The sequence below is a fragment of the Saccharopolyspora sp. 6M genome, from assembly GCF_020176775.1.
GTDB lineage: Bacteria > Actinomycetota > Actinomycetes > Mycobacteriales > Pseudonocardiaceae > Saccharopolyspora_C > Saccharopolyspora_C gregorii.
Genome location: NZ_JAIUJZ010000016.1, coordinates 1 through 15,156, shown reverse-complemented (window position 1 = coordinate 15,156; position 15,156 = coordinate 1). Strand labels below are relative to the sequence as shown.

Below are 15,156 nucleotides of genomic sequence, written 5' to 3'. Positions count from 1 at the left end.
CCCCCCCCGGTCCCCCCCCGCGGGTCTTACCCCCCCGCCCCCCCCCCCCCCCCCCCAAAAATGCTGCCCTCGCGAGAACCCCGCTGAGAACCCGCGGGTGGTCGAGCTGCGTGCGTGGTCTCCGCTCAGCGGCTTCGCCGCTGACAGGAATGGGGTTCTTTCGGTGTCGTGGGGGCGGGTGGAAGTGATCTGATCGTGGGTGGCGCTCGGCAGCGGGTCGGGCTCGGTGGAGGGGAATGGCATGGCGCACTCGGTGGTCGACGTGATCCGGGCGAAGCGGGACGGCGGGCGGCTCGCCGACGAGCAGATCGACTGGGTGGTGGACGCCTACACCCGGGGCGCGGTCGCCGACGAGCAGATGTCCGCGCTGGCCATGGCGATCCTGCTGCGCGGCATGGACCGCGCCGAGATCGCCCGCTGGACCGCGGCGATGATCGCGTCCGGGGAACGGCTGGACCTCGGCGGCCTGCCCCGGCCCACCGTGGACAAGCACTCCACCGGCGGCGTCGGCGACAAGATCACGCTGCCGCTCACCCCGCTCGTCGCGGCCTGCGGCGCGGCGGTGCCGCAGCTGTCCGGACGCGGCCTCGGGCACACCGGCGGCACGCTCGACAAGCTGGAATCGATCCCGGGCTGGCGGGCCGGGCTCACCGCCGCCGAGATCCGCGCGCAGCTCGGTGAGATCGGTGCCGTGGTGTGCGCCGCGACCGAGGGCATCGCGCCCGCCGACCGCAAGCTGTACGCGCTGCGCGACGTCACCGGCACCGTCGAATCCATCCCGCTGATCGCCAGCTCCATCATGAGCAAGAAGATCGCCGAAGGCGCCGGATCGCTGGTGCTGGACGTGAAGTGCGGGTCCGGCGCGTTCATGAAGGACCAGCGGCAGGCCCGCGCCCTCGCCGACGAGCTGGTGTCCATCGGCACCGCGCACGGGGTGCGCGCCAGCGCGCTGCTCACCGACATGTCGGTGCCGCTGGGCGTCGCCGTCGGCAACGCGCTGGAGGTCGCGGAGTCCGTCGAGGTGCTGCAGGGCGGCGGGCCCACCGACGTCGTCGAGCTCACGCTGGCCCTGGCGCGCGAGATGCTCGCGCACGCCGGTCTGTCCGATGTGGACCCGGCCGAGGTGCTGGCTTCGGGGAAGGCCTACGACGCGTGGCGCACGATGATCGGCGCGCAGGGCGGCGACCCGGACGCCTCGCTGCCGCGCGCCGCCCACGTGGAGACCATCCCCGCACCGGAGGACGGCGTGCTGTCCACGTTGGACGCCTACGCGGTCGGCCTGGCGGCGTGGCGGCTCGGTGCCGGGCGGGCCCGCAAGGAGGACCCGGTGCGGCACGCCGCGGGCGTCCGCTGCCTTGCCAAGCCCGGTGACCGGGTCACCGCGGGCGCCCCGCTGCTGGAGCTGCACACCGACGAACCCGACCGGATCCCCGCCGCCCGCGAGGCGCTGACCGGCGCGATCACCCTCGCCGCCGCGCACGCCCCGGCCGATCTGATCATCGACACGATCCGGCCCTGACCGCCCGGACGAACGGCCCTCCCACCCGATCGACGCGGGCGAGCGGGCCGCGCACCCGGTGCGGGAACGCGGCAGGGCCGCGGCTCCCGGAGGAACCGCGGCCCTGTGCTGCTGCGGAGATCAGTCGTGCTGCGAGATCAGGCGCTCTCGGCGGCGTAACCCTCGTCGGAGGAGTCGTCGGAGCCCAGCGCCTTGGTGTCGCCGTCGCGCTTGGCGCTCTTCGAGCGACCGCGGCCGCGCTGCTGGCGGGGCAGCGTGGTGGGCGGCGGCGGGCTGGACGGGCCGCTGCCGCCGAGGATCAGCTCGGCGAACGTGGCCATGGCCTCGTCGAGCTGGCCGGCGTGCTTGCGCTCGGTCTCCTCGCTGGCCTCGCGCACCATCGAGTTCACCGCGTCGGAGTCCGGGCGGGACGCGAGGGTGCCGCTGATCTGCGACAGGTTCTGCGCCAGCGTGCCGCCGAGCTCGCCGAGCCCGGTCTTGACGCCCTCTTCGACCGTGTCCAGCCGGGTGCTGACGCCCTGCTCGACCGCTTCGATGCGGGTGTGCACGTTGTCCTCGACGTTGTCCAGCCGCCCGGAGACGCGGTCCAGCCGCTCGGTGAGCTGTTCGAGGCGCTCGGCGAGCTTGTCGAGCTTGTCCGTCGGGTCCACCGCGGGGCGCTGCGCGAGGGCGTCGATGCCGGTCTGCAGCTGGTCGCGGCCACCGGTGACGGCTTCGGTGACGGCGTTCTGCACGCCGCTGCCGGTCTCGGTGACGGCGCGCTGCAGCGTCTCGCGGGTGCCGTCGAGGTGCTCGTGCACGCCCTCGTCGATCTCGGCGAACCGGCCGCGGAGGCTGGTCTCCAGGCCGTCGATGCGCTCGCGGACCGGGACGGTGACCGAACCGGGCAGCGCTTCCAGGCGGGAGTCCTGCTTGTCCAGGTGGCCGCCGAGCTCGTCCAGGCGCTTGTGGATGTGCGCGAGCTTGTCCTCCAACCCGTCCATCCGGCCGGCGACGCCGTCGAAGCGGCCGGACACGCCGTCGAGGCGGCCGTCGAGCTGCGCGAAGGGCTTGGCGAGTTTGTCGAACAGGCCCTCCACCGCTGCCTTGACGTCACCGATCACGCCGTCCTGGGCGTCGATCTTGGTGAGGGCTTCGTCGACGCGCTCGGTCAGCACGCCGAGCTCGGTGCGGTCGGGGAGTTCGGACAGCCGCTTGCGAACCGAGCCCAACGATTCCAGCGGAGACATCCGGGCGTGGATCTCGTCGAGTGCGTCGAAAATCTGCTGCTGCTCGCTCTCGCGGATTTCGGCCGCACGCGTGAGCATGTTCCGCATGCGGTCGAAGGACATGTTCTCGTTCACGGCTCGGACGTCCTTCGTCGAGGGGCAGGGTGAGGACTAATGGAGCGTAGCTAGTCGTTTCCCGCGTTCCCAGCCACCCCCGGATACATTGAGTGAGCTTCGGGTGAACCATCACTCCGAAAGGTTGCCGGGAACTGGGCCGTTCAGACCAGCGGTGCTGTATGTCAATAGGTCGCTGGAGTTGCGCTTGGTCTTTCCGGGTGACTTCCCTGGCGACGTGCATTCGGGTGGTCTTCGGCATCGCCGCCGCCCGCTCAGGACGACCGTGGCCGGGTTGTAACGTAGTGCCATGTCAACACCGGTGAGCTTGGACACGATCCGACTGGCCCCCAAAGTCCTGCTGCACGACCACCTCGACGGCGGTCTGCGTCCGCGGACGGTGATCGAACTCGCCGACGCGGCCGGTTACGAGGGCCTGCCGCACCAGGACGCGGACGCGCTCGGCGCGTGGTTCCGGGAAGCGGCCGATTCCGGCTCGCTGGAGCGCTACCTGGAGACGTTCTCGCACACCGTCGCGGTCATGCAGACGGCCGATGCACTGCGCCGGGTCGCCGCCGAATGCGTCGAAGACCTTGCCGCCGATGGGGTGGTCTACGCGGAAGTCCGCTACGCCCCGGAGTTGTTCCAGGAAGGCGGACTGACCCTGCCCGAGGTCGTGGAATCCGTGCAGGAGGGATTTCGCGAAGGCGAGCGCCGTGCGGAATCGCAAGGAAAACTTGTCCGGATCGGAACATTGCTCTGCGCGATGCGGCAGAACGCCCGCTCGGCGGAAATCGCGGAGCTCGCGGTCCGCTACCGCGACGCGGAAGTGGTGGGCTTCGACATCGCCGGCCCGGAGGCCGGGTTCCCGCCCACCCGGAACCTGGACGCCTTCGAGTACCTGCGCCAGCAGAACGCGCACTTCACCATCCACGCCGGTGAGGCGTTCGGGCTGCCGTCGATCTGGGAGGCCATCCAGCACTGCGGCGCCGAACGGCTCGGGCACGGCGTGCGGATCGTCGACGACATCAAGGTCGACGAGGACGGCGAGGTGCACCTGGGCAGGCTGGCGTCGTACGTGCGGGACCGGCGCATCCCGCTGGAGATGTGCCCGTCGTCGAACCTGCAGACCGGCGCCGCCGACTCGCTGGCCGAACACCCGATCGGGCTGCTGAGCCGGTTGCGGTTCCGCGTCACGGTCAACACCGACAACCGGCTGATGGGCGACTGCACGATGTCCAGCGAGTTCGCCGCGCTGCACGAGACCTTCGGCTACGGCTGGACCGACATGCAGTGGTTCACGGTGAACGCCATGAAGTCGTCGTTCCTCGGCTTCGACGACCGGCTCGCGATCATCAACGACGTGATCAAGCCGGGGTACGCCACGCTGCTGGGCTGACCGCCCTCGGCTTCCCGCTTCCTGCTGCGGAGCGGAGAACGGCCCCCACCCTGCGGCGGGGGCCGTTCCGCTGTGCTCGGTCAGTGCTTGCGCAGGCGCTCGTCCTCGAACTGGACCACGAGTTCGCGCCAGGCCGCGACCTCGTCGTCGAACGGCGGGCTCGGCGGCATCCGGTTCGGGTTCGGGCGCAGCACGAACGAGACCAGCCAGCCGAGCAGCTCGGAGGGCTGCAGCGCCTCGTCCACGGTCTTGTCCCCGGCCCACGTCGCCGCGTCCAGCAGCAGCTCCTCGGCGAGGTCCAGCTGGTTCGGGTCCACTTCGGACGGACCGGCGGCGAGGTCCTCGTCCAGCCCGGTGAGCACGTAGTCGTTGTCCGCCTCGACCTCGACCTCCAGCTCGCCGCCGGTGGCCTTCTGCGTCACCTGCGGCCAGGTCGCGACCCGCGCCAGGTCGTTGTCCTCCAGCGCGGAGTCCTCGGCGAGGAAGCGGGCCAGGGCGCGCGGCGAGCCGAACACGTCGATGCGCCCGTCCGAGCCGAGGAACACCGGGTCGTCGTCCAGGTAGCAGCGCAGCGAGTAGAACTCGCCCTGCGCGGTGGTGATGCGGATCGGGTCGATGCCGATCTCGCCCCAGAAGCCGGGTTCGGCGTCCTCGTCCACCGGGTCCACATCGGAGTCGTCGTCGGCCTCGGCGCGTTCGGCCTCGTCGTGCTCCAGCGCCTCGGCGAGCTCGGTCTCGGCGGTGGCGACCGCGTCCGCGGGCACCTCCGGGGTGGCCACCACGGCGTCGAGGGCGTCGAGCAGGTCGTCCCAGCGCTCGGCGACCACGGCGCACAGCTCGGACCAGCGCTTCTGGCCGTCCTTGCCGGTGAACACCAGGGTGCCCTGGTCGAGCAGGCTGAAGCCGTCGGCGGCGTCGAGGACTTCGTGCACGGTGTCCAGCTCGCACACGTCGGCCAGCGAGCGGGCGATCTCCACGATGTCGTGCAGCTCGTTGATCGTCCACACGTCGGGGGTGTCGGCGACCAGCTCCGGCACGCCCACCAGGTCGAACTGGTGATCCTCGTCCGGGTTCAGCTCGACCGCGGACAGCGCCGGGACCACGTGCCAGGCCGGATGGTCGTCGAGGTCGTGCTCCCGCGCGGTGCGCACGAACGCGGCCAGTCGCGCGGCGTCCGGGAAGGCGTAGAGGTCTTCCTCGTGGCCGAGGAACGCCTCCCACTCCTCGCCGTCCTCCCGCCAGCGCGGTGCCCACAGGGTCACCACATCGCCTTGCGGCAGCCCCAGTTCGATGGGGACGATGTCCTGCGCCATCTTCCTACCTCCGGTCGCCGAACAGACGTCCGCGAAGCCTACGGGTTCCCCGCCGCACGCCTGCCGTCCGGTCGGGCTGCCCACCGTATCGACCACGTCGAGCGCGCTCGCAACCGAACCCGCCGGCAGGTCGTCCGAGGTGAGCCGGGTGCGTGATCACGGTTGGCGGTACCGGCCTCCCGCGGGCCCGTCGATCATGGTGCGAATGGATGTCACGGAGCTGTGGACGAGAATCGTGCTTTGGTTGGGTGAGCACGCACCGGTGACCGCAGCGGCCCTGCTCCCGCCCTCCCCGCCGCCGGATTTCGCCGAACTGGAGGCGGAATTCGAGATCCGGTTGCCGGAGGAGCTGCGCGAGTGGTGGTCGACCTGCGGTGGGACCGATGGTGACGTCCTCGCCGACGTGCTGCCGCCGTTCTACACGCCCTACAGCGCGCAGCGCGCGTGGGAGGTGTGGAGCGGGCAACGCAAGACCTGGGCGGCGCAGTGGGAACGGCCCGCGTGCGACTACTACGCGGGTTCGCCGGGATCGAGCTACCACCCGGCGTGGATCCCGATCGCCGGGGACGGGTTCGCCGACGAGCTGGTGGTCGATCTGCGCCCCGGGCCGATGCGCGGGTGCGTGCTGGAGTGGGAGCAGGAGGCGGGTCAGGTGCAACGGCCGGAGTGGCGCGGCATCTCGGCGATGCTCTCGGACGTGCACCGCTCGTTGACCGAGGGGGCGCCCGCCGGGCACAGCCATCCGACGGTCACCGAGGACGGAAGGCTGGACTGGCAGATCCGCTGACGCCACCGGTTCTCCGCGCTCCGGTCGGGGGCGCGGGGTTGCCGCCGGTGCGGACAGCTCGTCGAACCACCGCCCATCCGGATCGCCCCGGGTGGGCGGTTCTTCTTCTCTCCCGGACGTGCCCGCTGCCGACCTACTAGTTTGCAACGCCTACTAGTTGGTGTTACTTTGTCGCTGTGCCTGACAAGAAGCCCGACGCGCGGCAGACCCAATGGCTGCGCGGCGTCCTCGACCTGGCGGTCCTGGCGCTGCTCGCCGAGAACGGGGAGGGCTACGGGTACCTGCTGCTGCAACGACTCGCCGAGGCTGGACTGCCGGACATGAAAGCGGGAACGCTGTACCCGCTGCTCAACCGGCTGGCCGCCGACGGACTGCTGAGCACCGAGTGGCGGGCGGGGGAGAGCGGCCCCGGCCGCAAGTTCTTCGCCCTCACCGAACAGGGGCGCGCGGTGCTCGCCGAACAGGGACCGAAGTGGACGGAGTTCGCGAAGAACGCGAGCTCGGTGATCGAACGGGGGACGGGATGATGACGGTGGATGCCCAGAAGTACCGGGACGAGCTGCTGATCGCGCTGCGGATGCACGAGATCTCCGGCGCTCGCGTCGGAGACGTGCTCGCCGAGGTCGAGACGCACCTCGCCGAATCCGGTGAAGATCCGGTCGAGGCCTTCGGCACCCCGCGCGAGTACGCCGCCCGCGTCGCCGCGCAGCTCGACGGCGACCCCGCCAAGCAGTCCCGGCCCGCCGTGCTCGGCGGCGCGCTCGGCACCGCCGCGCTGACCCTGTTCGGGCTGGAGTTCTTCGTCGACGGATTCCGCGGGCCCGCGCCGGTCGTCCTCGCCGACCTGGTCGGAGCGGTGTGGATGCTGCTGCTGATCGTGGTGGCCGTCGGGGCGGCGTTCCGCGCGGGGACCGCGCTGCGCGGCAGGCGCTGGTACCTGGCCGGTGCGGTGGTCGCCGGCCTGCTCGCCATCGCCGGTACGAACGTGGTCGACCGGTTGCTCGGCGACGGGCCCGTGCTGTTCGAGCTGCCGGGCTGGGCGGCGATCGCGCTCGGCGCGGTGCTGCTCGCGGGTGCGGTCCGGGTGCTGGTCGTCGCGATCCGGCGCGGCCGGGTCGTTCCCCCGGCCTGAGCGGAGCACCGGCCGGGTGCGCGGGGCTGGACGCCCGCGCGCCCGGGCGCGGTCCGCGAGATCGTTCCGGCCCCCGATCGTCCGGGGCGCGGGGTCGGCGGGCACCGCACTTCGCGGCGGACGGTCAGGTGCCCACCGGGTGCCAGGTGGTCTTGACCTCGGTGAAGGCGCGCAGCCGCTCCAGGCCGTGCGCGGCCGTCCAGTCCGGTGCACCCCGGCCGGCGCGCAGCACCCGCTTCACGGTGCCCGCCGCCGCCCGCTCCAGCTCCGGGCGCAGTTCCGCGTCCGCGCCGCTGAGGTCGAGCGCGTCCACCTCGCCGTGCGCGGCCAGCCACGGACCGAGCTCCGCGGCCCGCCCGGTCAGCAGGTTCGCCGCCCCGCCCGGCACGTCGGAGGTCGCCAGCACCTCGGCCAGCGTCACCGCGGGCAGCGGGCGCTCGGCGCTGGTCACCACGACCGCGGTGCAGCCGGTCGCCAGCACCGGCGCGAGCACGCTGACCAGACCCAGCAGCGAGGAATCCTGCGGGGCGAGGACGCCGACGACCCCGCTCGGCTCCGGCACGCTGAACGAGAAGTACGGCCCGGCGACGGGATTCGCCGCACCGAGCACGCCCGCGATCTTGTCCGTCCAGCCCGCGAACCACACCACCCGGTCGAGCGCCGCGTCCACCACCACCGCCACCGCGTCCGCGCCGCGGCCCTCCGCGGCGGCGACGTCCGCGCCGAACTGGGCGCGGCGGCCCTCCATCACCTCGGCGATGCGGAACAGCACCTGCCCGCGGTTGTAGGCGGTGGCCCCGGACCAGCCGGGGAACGCCCCGCGCGCGGCCGCGACCGCGTCCCGCAGGTCCTTGCGGGAGGCGTGCGCCACGTTCGCCAGCGGCGCGCCCGCCGCGTCGCGCACCGGGTACACCCGGCCGGACTCGGAGCGGGGGAACTTCCCGCCGACGTAGAGCTTGCAGGTCTTGGCCACCGCGACCCGGCCGGTCTCGTGCTGCTCAGACGTCAAGGTATGCCTCCAGACCGGCGCGGCCGCCCTCGCGGCCGAACCCGGATTCCCGGTAGCCGCCGAACGGCGCGGTCGGGTCGAACCGGTTGAACGTGTTGGCCCACACCACGCCGGCGCGCAGCCGCTGCGCCGCCCACAGCGCGCGGGACCCCTTCTCCGTCCACACGCCCGCGGACAGGCCGTACGGGGTGTTGTTCGCCTTGGCGATCGCCTCGTCCGGGGTGCGGAAGGTCAGCACCGACAGCACCGGGCCGAAGATCTCCTCCCGCGCCACGCGCATCGACTGCTGCACGTCGCCGAACACGGTGGGGGAGAAGAAGAAACCGCGCTCCGGCAGCGGGCAGGAGCTGCTCCACCGGGTCGCGCCCTCGGCCTCCCCGGCCGCGACGAGGTCGGTGATGCGGGCCAGCTGCTCGGCCGAGTTGATCGCGCCGACGTCGGTGTTCTTGTCCAGCGGGTCGCCGACCCGCAGCAGCTCCACCCGCGAGCGCAGCTTGCCGAGCAGCTCCTCGGCGATCGATTCCTGCACCAGCAGCCGGGATCCGGCGCAGCACACCTGGCCCTGGTTGAAGAAGATGCCGCCGACGACGCCCTCCACGGCCTGGTCCAGCGGCGCGTCGTCGAACACGATGTTCGCGGCCTTGCCGCCGAGCTCCAGGGTGAGCTTCTTCCCGGTTCCGGCGAGGGTCCGCTGGATCTCCTTGCCGACCGCGGTGGAACCGGTGAACGCGACCTTGTCCACGTCCGGGTGCGCGACCAGCTGGGCGCCCACGTCACCCGCCCCGGGCAGGACGTTCACCACGCCGGGCGGCAACCCGGCCTCCTGGCACAGCTCGCCGAACACCAGCGCGGACAGCGGCGTGGTCTCGGCCGGTTTCAGCACCACGGTGTTGCCGCAGGCCAGCGCGGGGGCGATCTTCCACGCCAGCATCAGCAGCGGGAAGTTCCACGGGATCACCCCGGCGGCCACGCCCAGCGGCCGCGGCTCGGGGCCGTACCCGGCGTGGCCGAGCTTGTCCGCCCAGCCCGCGTGGTGGAAGAAGTGCGCCGCGGCGGTGGGGATGTCGGAGTCGCGGGCCTCCTTGATCGGCTTGCCGTTGTCCAGCGTCTCCAGCACGGCGAGTTCCCGGCCGCGCTCCTGGATGAGCCGGGCGATGCGGAACAGGTACTTCGCGCGCTCGGCGCCCGGCATCGGGCCCCAGGTCCGCTCGAACGCGCGCCGCGCCGCCCGCACCGCTGTGTCCACATCGGACTGAGCGGCGGTGGCGATCTCGGCGAGCGGTTCGCCGGTGGCCGGGTTGAGCGTGGTCAGCGGGGCGCCGGCGCCGTCGGTGAACTCGCCGTCCACGAACATCCGGTACCGGTCGCGCAGGTTCGCCACGGCCGCCGATTCCGGCGCGGGCGCGTACTCCCAGCCGCTCATGCGTCCACCGCCACGTGGTGCGCGGCCGCGTAGTGGCCGGTGCGTTGCGTTCGTCGTTGCATCAGCAGATCTCCCAGCAGGCTCGACGCGCCGAAGCGGAACAGCGCCGGGGTCAGCCACTCCGGCCCGGCGACCTCGCGCACCGCCACCAGGTAGCGCATCGCGTCCTTCGTGGTGCGGATGCCGCCCGCCGGCTTCACCCCGCGCGGCTCGCCGGTGCGGTCCCGCCAGTCCCGCACGGCCTGCAGCATCAGCGTCGTCACCGGCAGCGTCGCGGCGGGCGAGACCTTGCCGGTGGAGGTCTTGATGAAGTCGCCGCCCGCCAGCAGCGCCAGCCAGGAGGCGCGGCGCACGTTGTCGTAGGTGGCGAGCTCGCCGGTCTCCAGGATCACCTTCAGGTGCGCGTCGCCGCAGGCCGCCTTCACCTGCTGGACCTCTTCGAAGACCTGGCCGTAGCGCCCGGACAGGAACGCGCCGCGGTCGATCACCATGTCCACTTCGGACGCTCCGGCGGACACCGCGAGCGACACCTCGTCCAGCTTCACCCGCCGCGCCGAGCGACCGGACGGGAACGCCGTCGCCACCGAGGCCACCCCCACGCCGGAACCCGCGAGCGCCGCCACCGCGGTCGCCGCGAGGTCCGGGTACACGCAGACGGCGGCCACCGGCGGGACGTCCGGTTGCTCGGCGTCCGGCCGGCGCGCCTTCGCCGCCAGCGCCCGCACCTTGGCCTCGGTGTCGGCGCCCTCCAGCGTCGTCAGGTCCACCATGCCGATCGCGGTGTCGATCGCCCACGCCTTGGCGTCCTTCTTGATGCTGCGGGTGGCGAGTCCCGCGGCGCGCTGCTCCAGCCCCACCTGGTCCACGCCGGGCAGACCGTGCAGGAACCGCCGCAGCGACCGCTCGTCCCGGGTGACCTCGGCGAGTTCCGGCGGCAGCGCGCCGGTGCGCGGACCGTCCAGTGGTTCGACCATGCCGCGCAGTCTAGGTCAGCGGGGCGCCGACCTCGATCCCTCCGAGAGCCGCACCGGCCGTTCAGGAGTCCTTCGGCTCCCACTCCAGCGTGACGGTGAAGTTGGCCTCGCCGGCGACCGCAGCGGGTCCTGCCGATGCTCGTCGTCCGGCCGCACGCGCCACCCCCGGTTCGCGCCGTCGATCACGTCCGCCGGTGAACCTAGCCAACCGGGTGGTGCGGGTGGTGCGGATTCCCGGTTCGTCCCGGAATCGCAACCTCCCCACTCGAAAGGAGGACGCTAGGTCGTGGGGTGCGGGGTAATCCGGAAGCAGCGCGCACCTCGGCACGGTGCGCACCGGACACCGGTACTCCGGAGGTGGTTCCCCATGAAGGCAGTGGTCTACCGAGAACCGTTCGAAGTCACCGTCGACGAAGTCGACCGACCCGCCGTCCAGCACCCCAACGACGTGATCGTGCGCGTCACCTCCACCGCGATCTGCGGATCCGACCTGCACATGTACGAAGGCCGCACCGCCGCCGAACCCGGCATCGTGTTCGGGCACGAGAACCTCGGCATCGTCGACGAGGTCGGGGACGGGGTCGTCGGCCTGAACCGCGGCGACCGGGTCGTGATGCCGTTCAACGTCGCCTGCGGCTTCTGCACGAACTGCACGGCCGGGAACACCGCGTTCTGCCTCACGGTCAACCCCGGCTTCGCGGGCGGCGCCTACGGCTACGTCGCGATGGGCCCCTACACCGGCGGGCAGGCCGAGTACCTGCGGGTGCCGTTCGCCGACTTCAACTGCCTGGTGCTGCCGCCGGACTCCAGCAAGGAAGCCGACTACGTGCTGCTCGCCGACATCTTCCCCACCGGCTACCACGGTTGCGAGCTCGCACAGGTGTCGCCGGGGGAGACCTGCGCGGTCTACGGCGCCGGGCCGGTCGGGCTGATGGCCGCCTACTCGGCGCTGCTGCGCGGCGCCGCCCGCGTGTTCTGCGTGGACCGGATCCCGGAGCGGCTGGCGAAGGCCGAGGAGATCGGCGCCATCCCGATCGACTTCAGCGCGGGCGACCCCGTCGAGCAGATCAAGGACCTGACCGAGGGCGTGGGCACCGACAAGGGCGTGGACGCCGTCGGCTACCAGGCGCACACCGCCGACGCGGGCACCGAGGAACCCGCCGTGGTGCTCAACTCGCTGATCCACACCGTCCGGCCCACCGGGCGGCTCGGCGTCCCCGGCCTGTACGTGCCCGCCGACCCCGGCGGCCCGGACGAGAACGCCAAGCAGGGGATGCTGCTGGTCGCCATCGGCAAGATGTTCGAGAAGGGACAGGTCGTCGGCACCGGCCAGTGCAACGTGAAGCGGTACAACCGCCAGCTCCGCGACATGATCACCGCGGGACGGGCGGCGCCGAGCTTCGTGGTCTCGCACGAGCTGTCGCTGTCCGAGGCGCCGGACGCCTACCGCAAGTTCGATCAGCGGATCGAGGGCTACACCAAGGTCGTCCTGCACCCGTGACGCCGACCGCGCCGGCTCCCCGCCCCTCGGGGCCCGGCGCGGGCGGGATCTGGCGCACATCCGCCGGTCTCCGCCGCCGCCCGCGGTGGTCGCGGCCGTTACTGTCCTCGGCCATGGACGTACGGGTCGTGGACCACCCGCTGGCGAAGTCGAGGCTCTCGACGATGCGCGACGCGCGCACCGAGAACGCGGCTTTCCGCGCAGCGCTGCAAGAACTCACCCTCATGCTGATCTACGAGGCGACCCGCGACGCCGAGGTCGCCGAAGCGCCGATCCACACCCCGGTGGCCCGCACCACCGGCTACCGGCTGGCGAACCCGCCGCTGCTGGTGCCGGTGCTGCGCGCCGGGCTCGGCATGGCCGACCAGGCGCACCGGCTCATCCCGGAGGCGCAGATGGGCTTCGTCGGGCTCGCCCGCGACGAGGAGACGCTGCAGCCGACGCCGTACCTGGAATCGCTGCCGAAGGACCTCTCCGGCCTCCCCGTGCTGGTGCTGGACCCGATGCTGGCCACCGGCGGATCGATGCTGCACACCATCCGGCTGCTGGTGGAGCGCGGCGCGACCGACGTGACCGCGATCTGCACCCTCGCCGCCCCGGAGGGCGTCCAGCACCTGGCGGACTCCGGTCTGCCGCTGCGGGTCGTGACCGCCAGCATCGACGAGCGGCTCAACGAGTCCGGCTTCATCGTCCCCGGCCTCGGCGACGCGGGGGACCGCGAGTACGGCGCCGTGTGACCCGAGCGCACCTTGGACCGGGTGGTACCAGCGAGATACCATCCGGTCCATGGCCATGACGCTGCGGCTGACCGACGAGGAGAGCGCTCGGCTGGCGGAGCTCGCAGCCGCCGAAGGCCGCTCCAAGCAGGAGATCGTGCGCGCCGCGCTCGCCGAGCGGTGGGCCCGGCAGCGCAAGGACCAGCAGCTCGGCGAAGTCGTGCAGCGGGTGCTGCCGCACTACCGGGGATTGCTGGACGACCTCGGACCCGCATGATCGATCATTGATCGGTGCTCGTCTACCTCGACGCTTCCGATCTGCTGCTGCTCGCCACCGCCGTCACCCGCGGTGACCTGGTGGTGCGGGACAGCGGCCTGCTCGACTCGGCCGCGTACCGGCCGCGGGCCGAGGTGCTCGGCGTTCCAGCCTACGGGACGTTGTGGCTGAAGGCGGCCGCGCTGCTGGACTCCCTGGTGCGCACCCGGCCGCTGGTGGAGGGCAACTGGCGGCTCGGCTGGGTCGCCGCGGTCGCGATGTGCGACGTCAACGGCTGGTGGATCGACGCCGACGAGACCGAGGCCCTGCAACTGGTGCGCGACGTGGGGCGCGACAAGCGGGAGGTCGCCGAGATCGCGGACTTCCTGGAGCGCTGCGCCGAACCCAAGGGGTGAGCGCCGGCCGCGTGCCGTTCCCGAGGTGTTCGCCCTGCCGATCTCGGGTGTTTCGCCCGTTTCGTGGGACGCTGGACCGGTGGCTCACCGAGGATCCGCCGTCGCCGCCGCCCTGCTGGGAGGAGCGGTCGCGGGGGCCTGCTACCGCAGCGTCCGCACCGTGCGCCAGGTCCGCGCGCTGGTCCCGCTGCACGAGGCACCGCCGGATCCGGGCGTGTTCCCGGCCGCGGTGACCGTCGTCGTCCCGGCCCGCGACGAGGCCGCCGTGATCGACGACTGCCTGCGCGGCATCCGCGCCCAGACCTACGCCGACCGTGATCCGGCGGCGCTGCGCGTCGTGGTCGTCGACGACGGGTCCACCGACGGGACCGGGGATCTCGCCCGCGCGCACGCCGCCGCGGACGAGCGGATCCGGGTGGTGCGGGTGGACGGCCCGCCGCCGGGCTGGGCGGGCAAGGTGCACGCGATGCACGTCGGCGTCGAGGCGGCCGGGCCGCCCGGGGCGGGGGAGTGGCTGCTGTTCGTCGACGCGGACACGGTGCTCGCCCCCGACCTGCTGGCCAGGCTGCTGCTCACCGCCGACGCCGTGGACGCGGACCTGGTCTCCACGCCGGGCGGGCCGCCGCCGCGGCGCTCGGCGGCCTGGCCGCTGCTGATGCCGCCGGGGCTGCAGCTGATCGGGGAGAACGCCGCGCCGGATGGACGCGGCGCCAAGGCCTTCGCCATCGGGCACTGCATCCTGCTGCGCCGCTCGCACTACGACAAGATCGGCGGCTGGGAGTCGATGGCCGGGCTGCGCAACGAGGACGTCGCGCTCGCCACCTCGGTCCGCGACCACGGCGGTGTCACGCGGCTGGTGGACGGGCTGGACCACGTGACGACCACCGGCATGGACCCGTTCGCGCAGGGCTGGGCGTCGTTCCGGAAGAGCTTCGTGGCCGGTACCCGGCAGTCGGTGCCGGTCCTGCTGGGCGGCGGGCTCGGGCAGGTCGCGCTGTCGCTGGCCGCACCAGTCGCGCTCGGGGTCGGCGTCCGGCGGCGGCGACCGCTGCTGGCCGCGGCCGGGGTGATCGGCTGGGTGGCGCAGGGCGTCGCGCACGCGCACACCGCGCGCTACATGCGGGCGGGGCCGGAGCTGGCGCCGTTGGCCCCGTTCACCGGGGCGCTGTTCGGCGGGGTGCTGCTGGACGGGGCGGTCCGGGTGCTGAGCGGGACCGCGTCCTGGAAGGGACGCCGCACCGGGAGCTGACGCCCGGGTGTGGGCCCGGGGGCCCCCCCCGCGCCCCCCGGGGGGGGGGGGGTAATGTAGGCTTACACCCCCCCCCCCAACACCCAACCGCCGTTCTCCGGGGCGGCCCAGGCCGCCACGGTGGCGGGCAACCCCGACGT

15 protein-coding genes are annotated in these 15,156 nt (G+C 72.6%); 10 read left to right on the top strand and 5 right to left on the bottom strand.

Annotation, left to right across the window (positions count from 1 at the left end):
* The first annotated feature begins 241 nt into the window (after positions 1-241).
* Positions 242-1,519, top strand: a complete 1,278-nt coding sequence (locus tag LCD31_RS03270) for a thymidine phosphorylase (protein ID WP_224955929.1) — start codon at positions 242-244, stop codon at positions 1,517-1,519.
* Between the two features lie 137 nt (positions 1,520-1,656).
* Here LCD31_RS03270 and LCD31_RS03265 read toward each other — a convergent pair whose 3' ends face one another.
* Positions 1,657-2,862 carry an apolipoprotein A1/A4/E family protein gene (locus LCD31_RS03265; RefSeq protein WP_224955928.1) on the bottom strand — a complete coding sequence of 402 codons (1,206 nt, stop codon included), beginning with the start codon at positions 2,860-2,862 and terminating at the stop codon, positions 1,657-1,659.
* 289 nt (positions 2,863-3,151) lie between these two features.
* Here LCD31_RS03265 and LCD31_RS03260 point away from each other — a divergent pair, with 289 nt between their 5' ends.
* Positions 3,152-4,240: an adenosine deaminase gene (locus LCD31_RS03260; protein WP_224955927.1), complete on the top strand. Its 1,089-nt coding sequence runs from the start codon at positions 3,152-3,154 to the stop codon at positions 4,238-4,240.
* Between the two features lie 80 nt (positions 4,241-4,320).
* Here LCD31_RS03260 and LCD31_RS03255 read toward each other — a convergent pair whose 3' ends face one another.
* Complete coding sequence (locus LCD31_RS03255; protein WP_224955926.1) at positions 4,321-5,553, bottom strand: primosomal protein; 1,233 nt, start codon at positions 5,551-5,553, stop codon at positions 4,321-4,323.
* A 262-nt stretch (positions 5,554-5,815) separates the two neighbouring features.
* Here LCD31_RS03255 and LCD31_RS03250 point away from each other — a divergent pair, with 262 nt between their 5' ends.
* The 3 genes from LCD31_RS03250 to LCD31_RS03240 all read left to right on the top strand — a co-directional run bounded on the left by LCD31_RS03250 (position 5,816) and on the right by LCD31_RS03240 (position 7,472).
* Positions 5,816-6,340: an SMI1/KNR4 family protein gene (locus LCD31_RS03250; RefSeq protein ID WP_224955925.1), complete on the top strand. Its 525-nt coding sequence runs from the start codon at positions 5,816-5,818 to the stop codon at positions 6,338-6,340.
* A 176-nt stretch (positions 6,341-6,516) separates the two neighbouring features.
* A complete protein-coding gene (locus tag LCD31_RS03245) occupies positions 6,517-6,867 on the top strand; it encodes a PadR family transcriptional regulator (protein ID WP_224955924.1) in 351 nt (116 codons plus the stop codon).
* Complete coding sequence (locus tag LCD31_RS03240; protein ID WP_224955923.1) at positions 6,867-7,472, top strand: hypothetical protein; 606 nt, start codon at positions 6,867-6,869, stop codon at positions 7,470-7,472. The genes LCD31_RS03245 and LCD31_RS03240 overlap by 1 nt, the downstream gene beginning before the upstream one ends.
* A gap of 124 nt (positions 7,473-7,596) precedes the next feature.
* On the opposite strand, the gene LCD31_RS03235 is transcribed toward LCD31_RS03240, so the two are convergent.
* Genes LCD31_RS03235 through deoC form a run of 3 tightly spaced genes read right to left on the bottom strand, consistent with a single transcriptional unit; the run spans position 7,597 to position 10,878 of the window.
* Entirely contained in the window at positions 7,597-8,481 is an 885-nt protein-coding gene (locus LCD31_RS03235; RefSeq protein WP_224955922.1) for an aldehyde dehydrogenase family protein, read from the bottom strand.
* Positions 8,471-9,904: an aldehyde dehydrogenase family protein gene (locus tag LCD31_RS03230; RefSeq protein WP_224955921.1), complete on the bottom strand. Its 1,434-nt coding sequence runs from the start codon at positions 9,902-9,904 to the stop codon at positions 8,471-8,473. Before LCD31_RS03230 ends, LCD31_RS03235 begins: the two co-directional genes overlap by 11 nt.
* Complete coding sequence (gene deoC / locus LCD31_RS03225; RefSeq protein WP_224955920.1) at positions 9,901-10,878, bottom strand: deoxyribose-phosphate aldolase; 978 nt, start codon at positions 10,876-10,878, stop codon at positions 9,901-9,903. Before deoC ends, LCD31_RS03230 begins: the two co-directional genes overlap by 4 nt.
* A gap of 367 nt (positions 10,879-11,245) precedes the next feature.
* Between deoC and LCD31_RS03220 the strand changes: the two genes are divergently transcribed.
* From LCD31_RS03220 to LCD31_RS03200, 5 genes are all read left to right on the top strand, one after another.
* Positions 11,246-12,379, top strand: coding sequence for a glutathione-independent formaldehyde dehydrogenase (locus LCD31_RS03220; RefSeq protein ID WP_224955919.1), 1,134 nt, complete (start codon positions 11,246-11,248; stop codon positions 12,377-12,379).
* Between the two features lie 113 nt (positions 12,380-12,492).
* Positions 12,493-13,116 carry a uracil phosphoribosyltransferase gene (upp, locus tag LCD31_RS03215; RefSeq protein WP_224955918.1) on the top strand — a complete coding sequence of 208 codons (624 nt, stop codon included), beginning with the start codon at positions 12,493-12,495 and terminating at the stop codon, positions 13,114-13,116.
* 49 nt (positions 13,117-13,165) lie between these two features.
* Positions 13,166-13,372 carry a type II toxin-antitoxin system VapB family antitoxin gene (locus LCD31_RS03210; protein WP_224955917.1) on the top strand — a complete coding sequence of 69 codons (207 nt, stop codon included), beginning with the start codon at positions 13,166-13,168 and terminating at the stop codon, positions 13,370-13,372.
* A 14-nt stretch (positions 13,373-13,386) separates the two neighbouring features.
* Positions 13,387-13,767, top strand: a complete 381-nt coding sequence (locus LCD31_RS03205; RefSeq protein ID WP_224955916.1) for a type II toxin-antitoxin system death-on-curing family toxin — start codon at positions 13,387-13,389, stop codon at positions 13,765-13,767.
* A 79-nt stretch (positions 13,768-13,846) separates the two neighbouring features.
* A complete protein-coding gene (locus LCD31_RS03200) occupies positions 13,847-15,016 on the top strand; it encodes a glycosyltransferase family 2 protein (RefSeq protein ID WP_224955915.1) in 1,170 nt (389 codons plus the stop codon).
* The last annotated feature ends 140 nt before the right edge of the window (positions 15,017-15,156 follow it).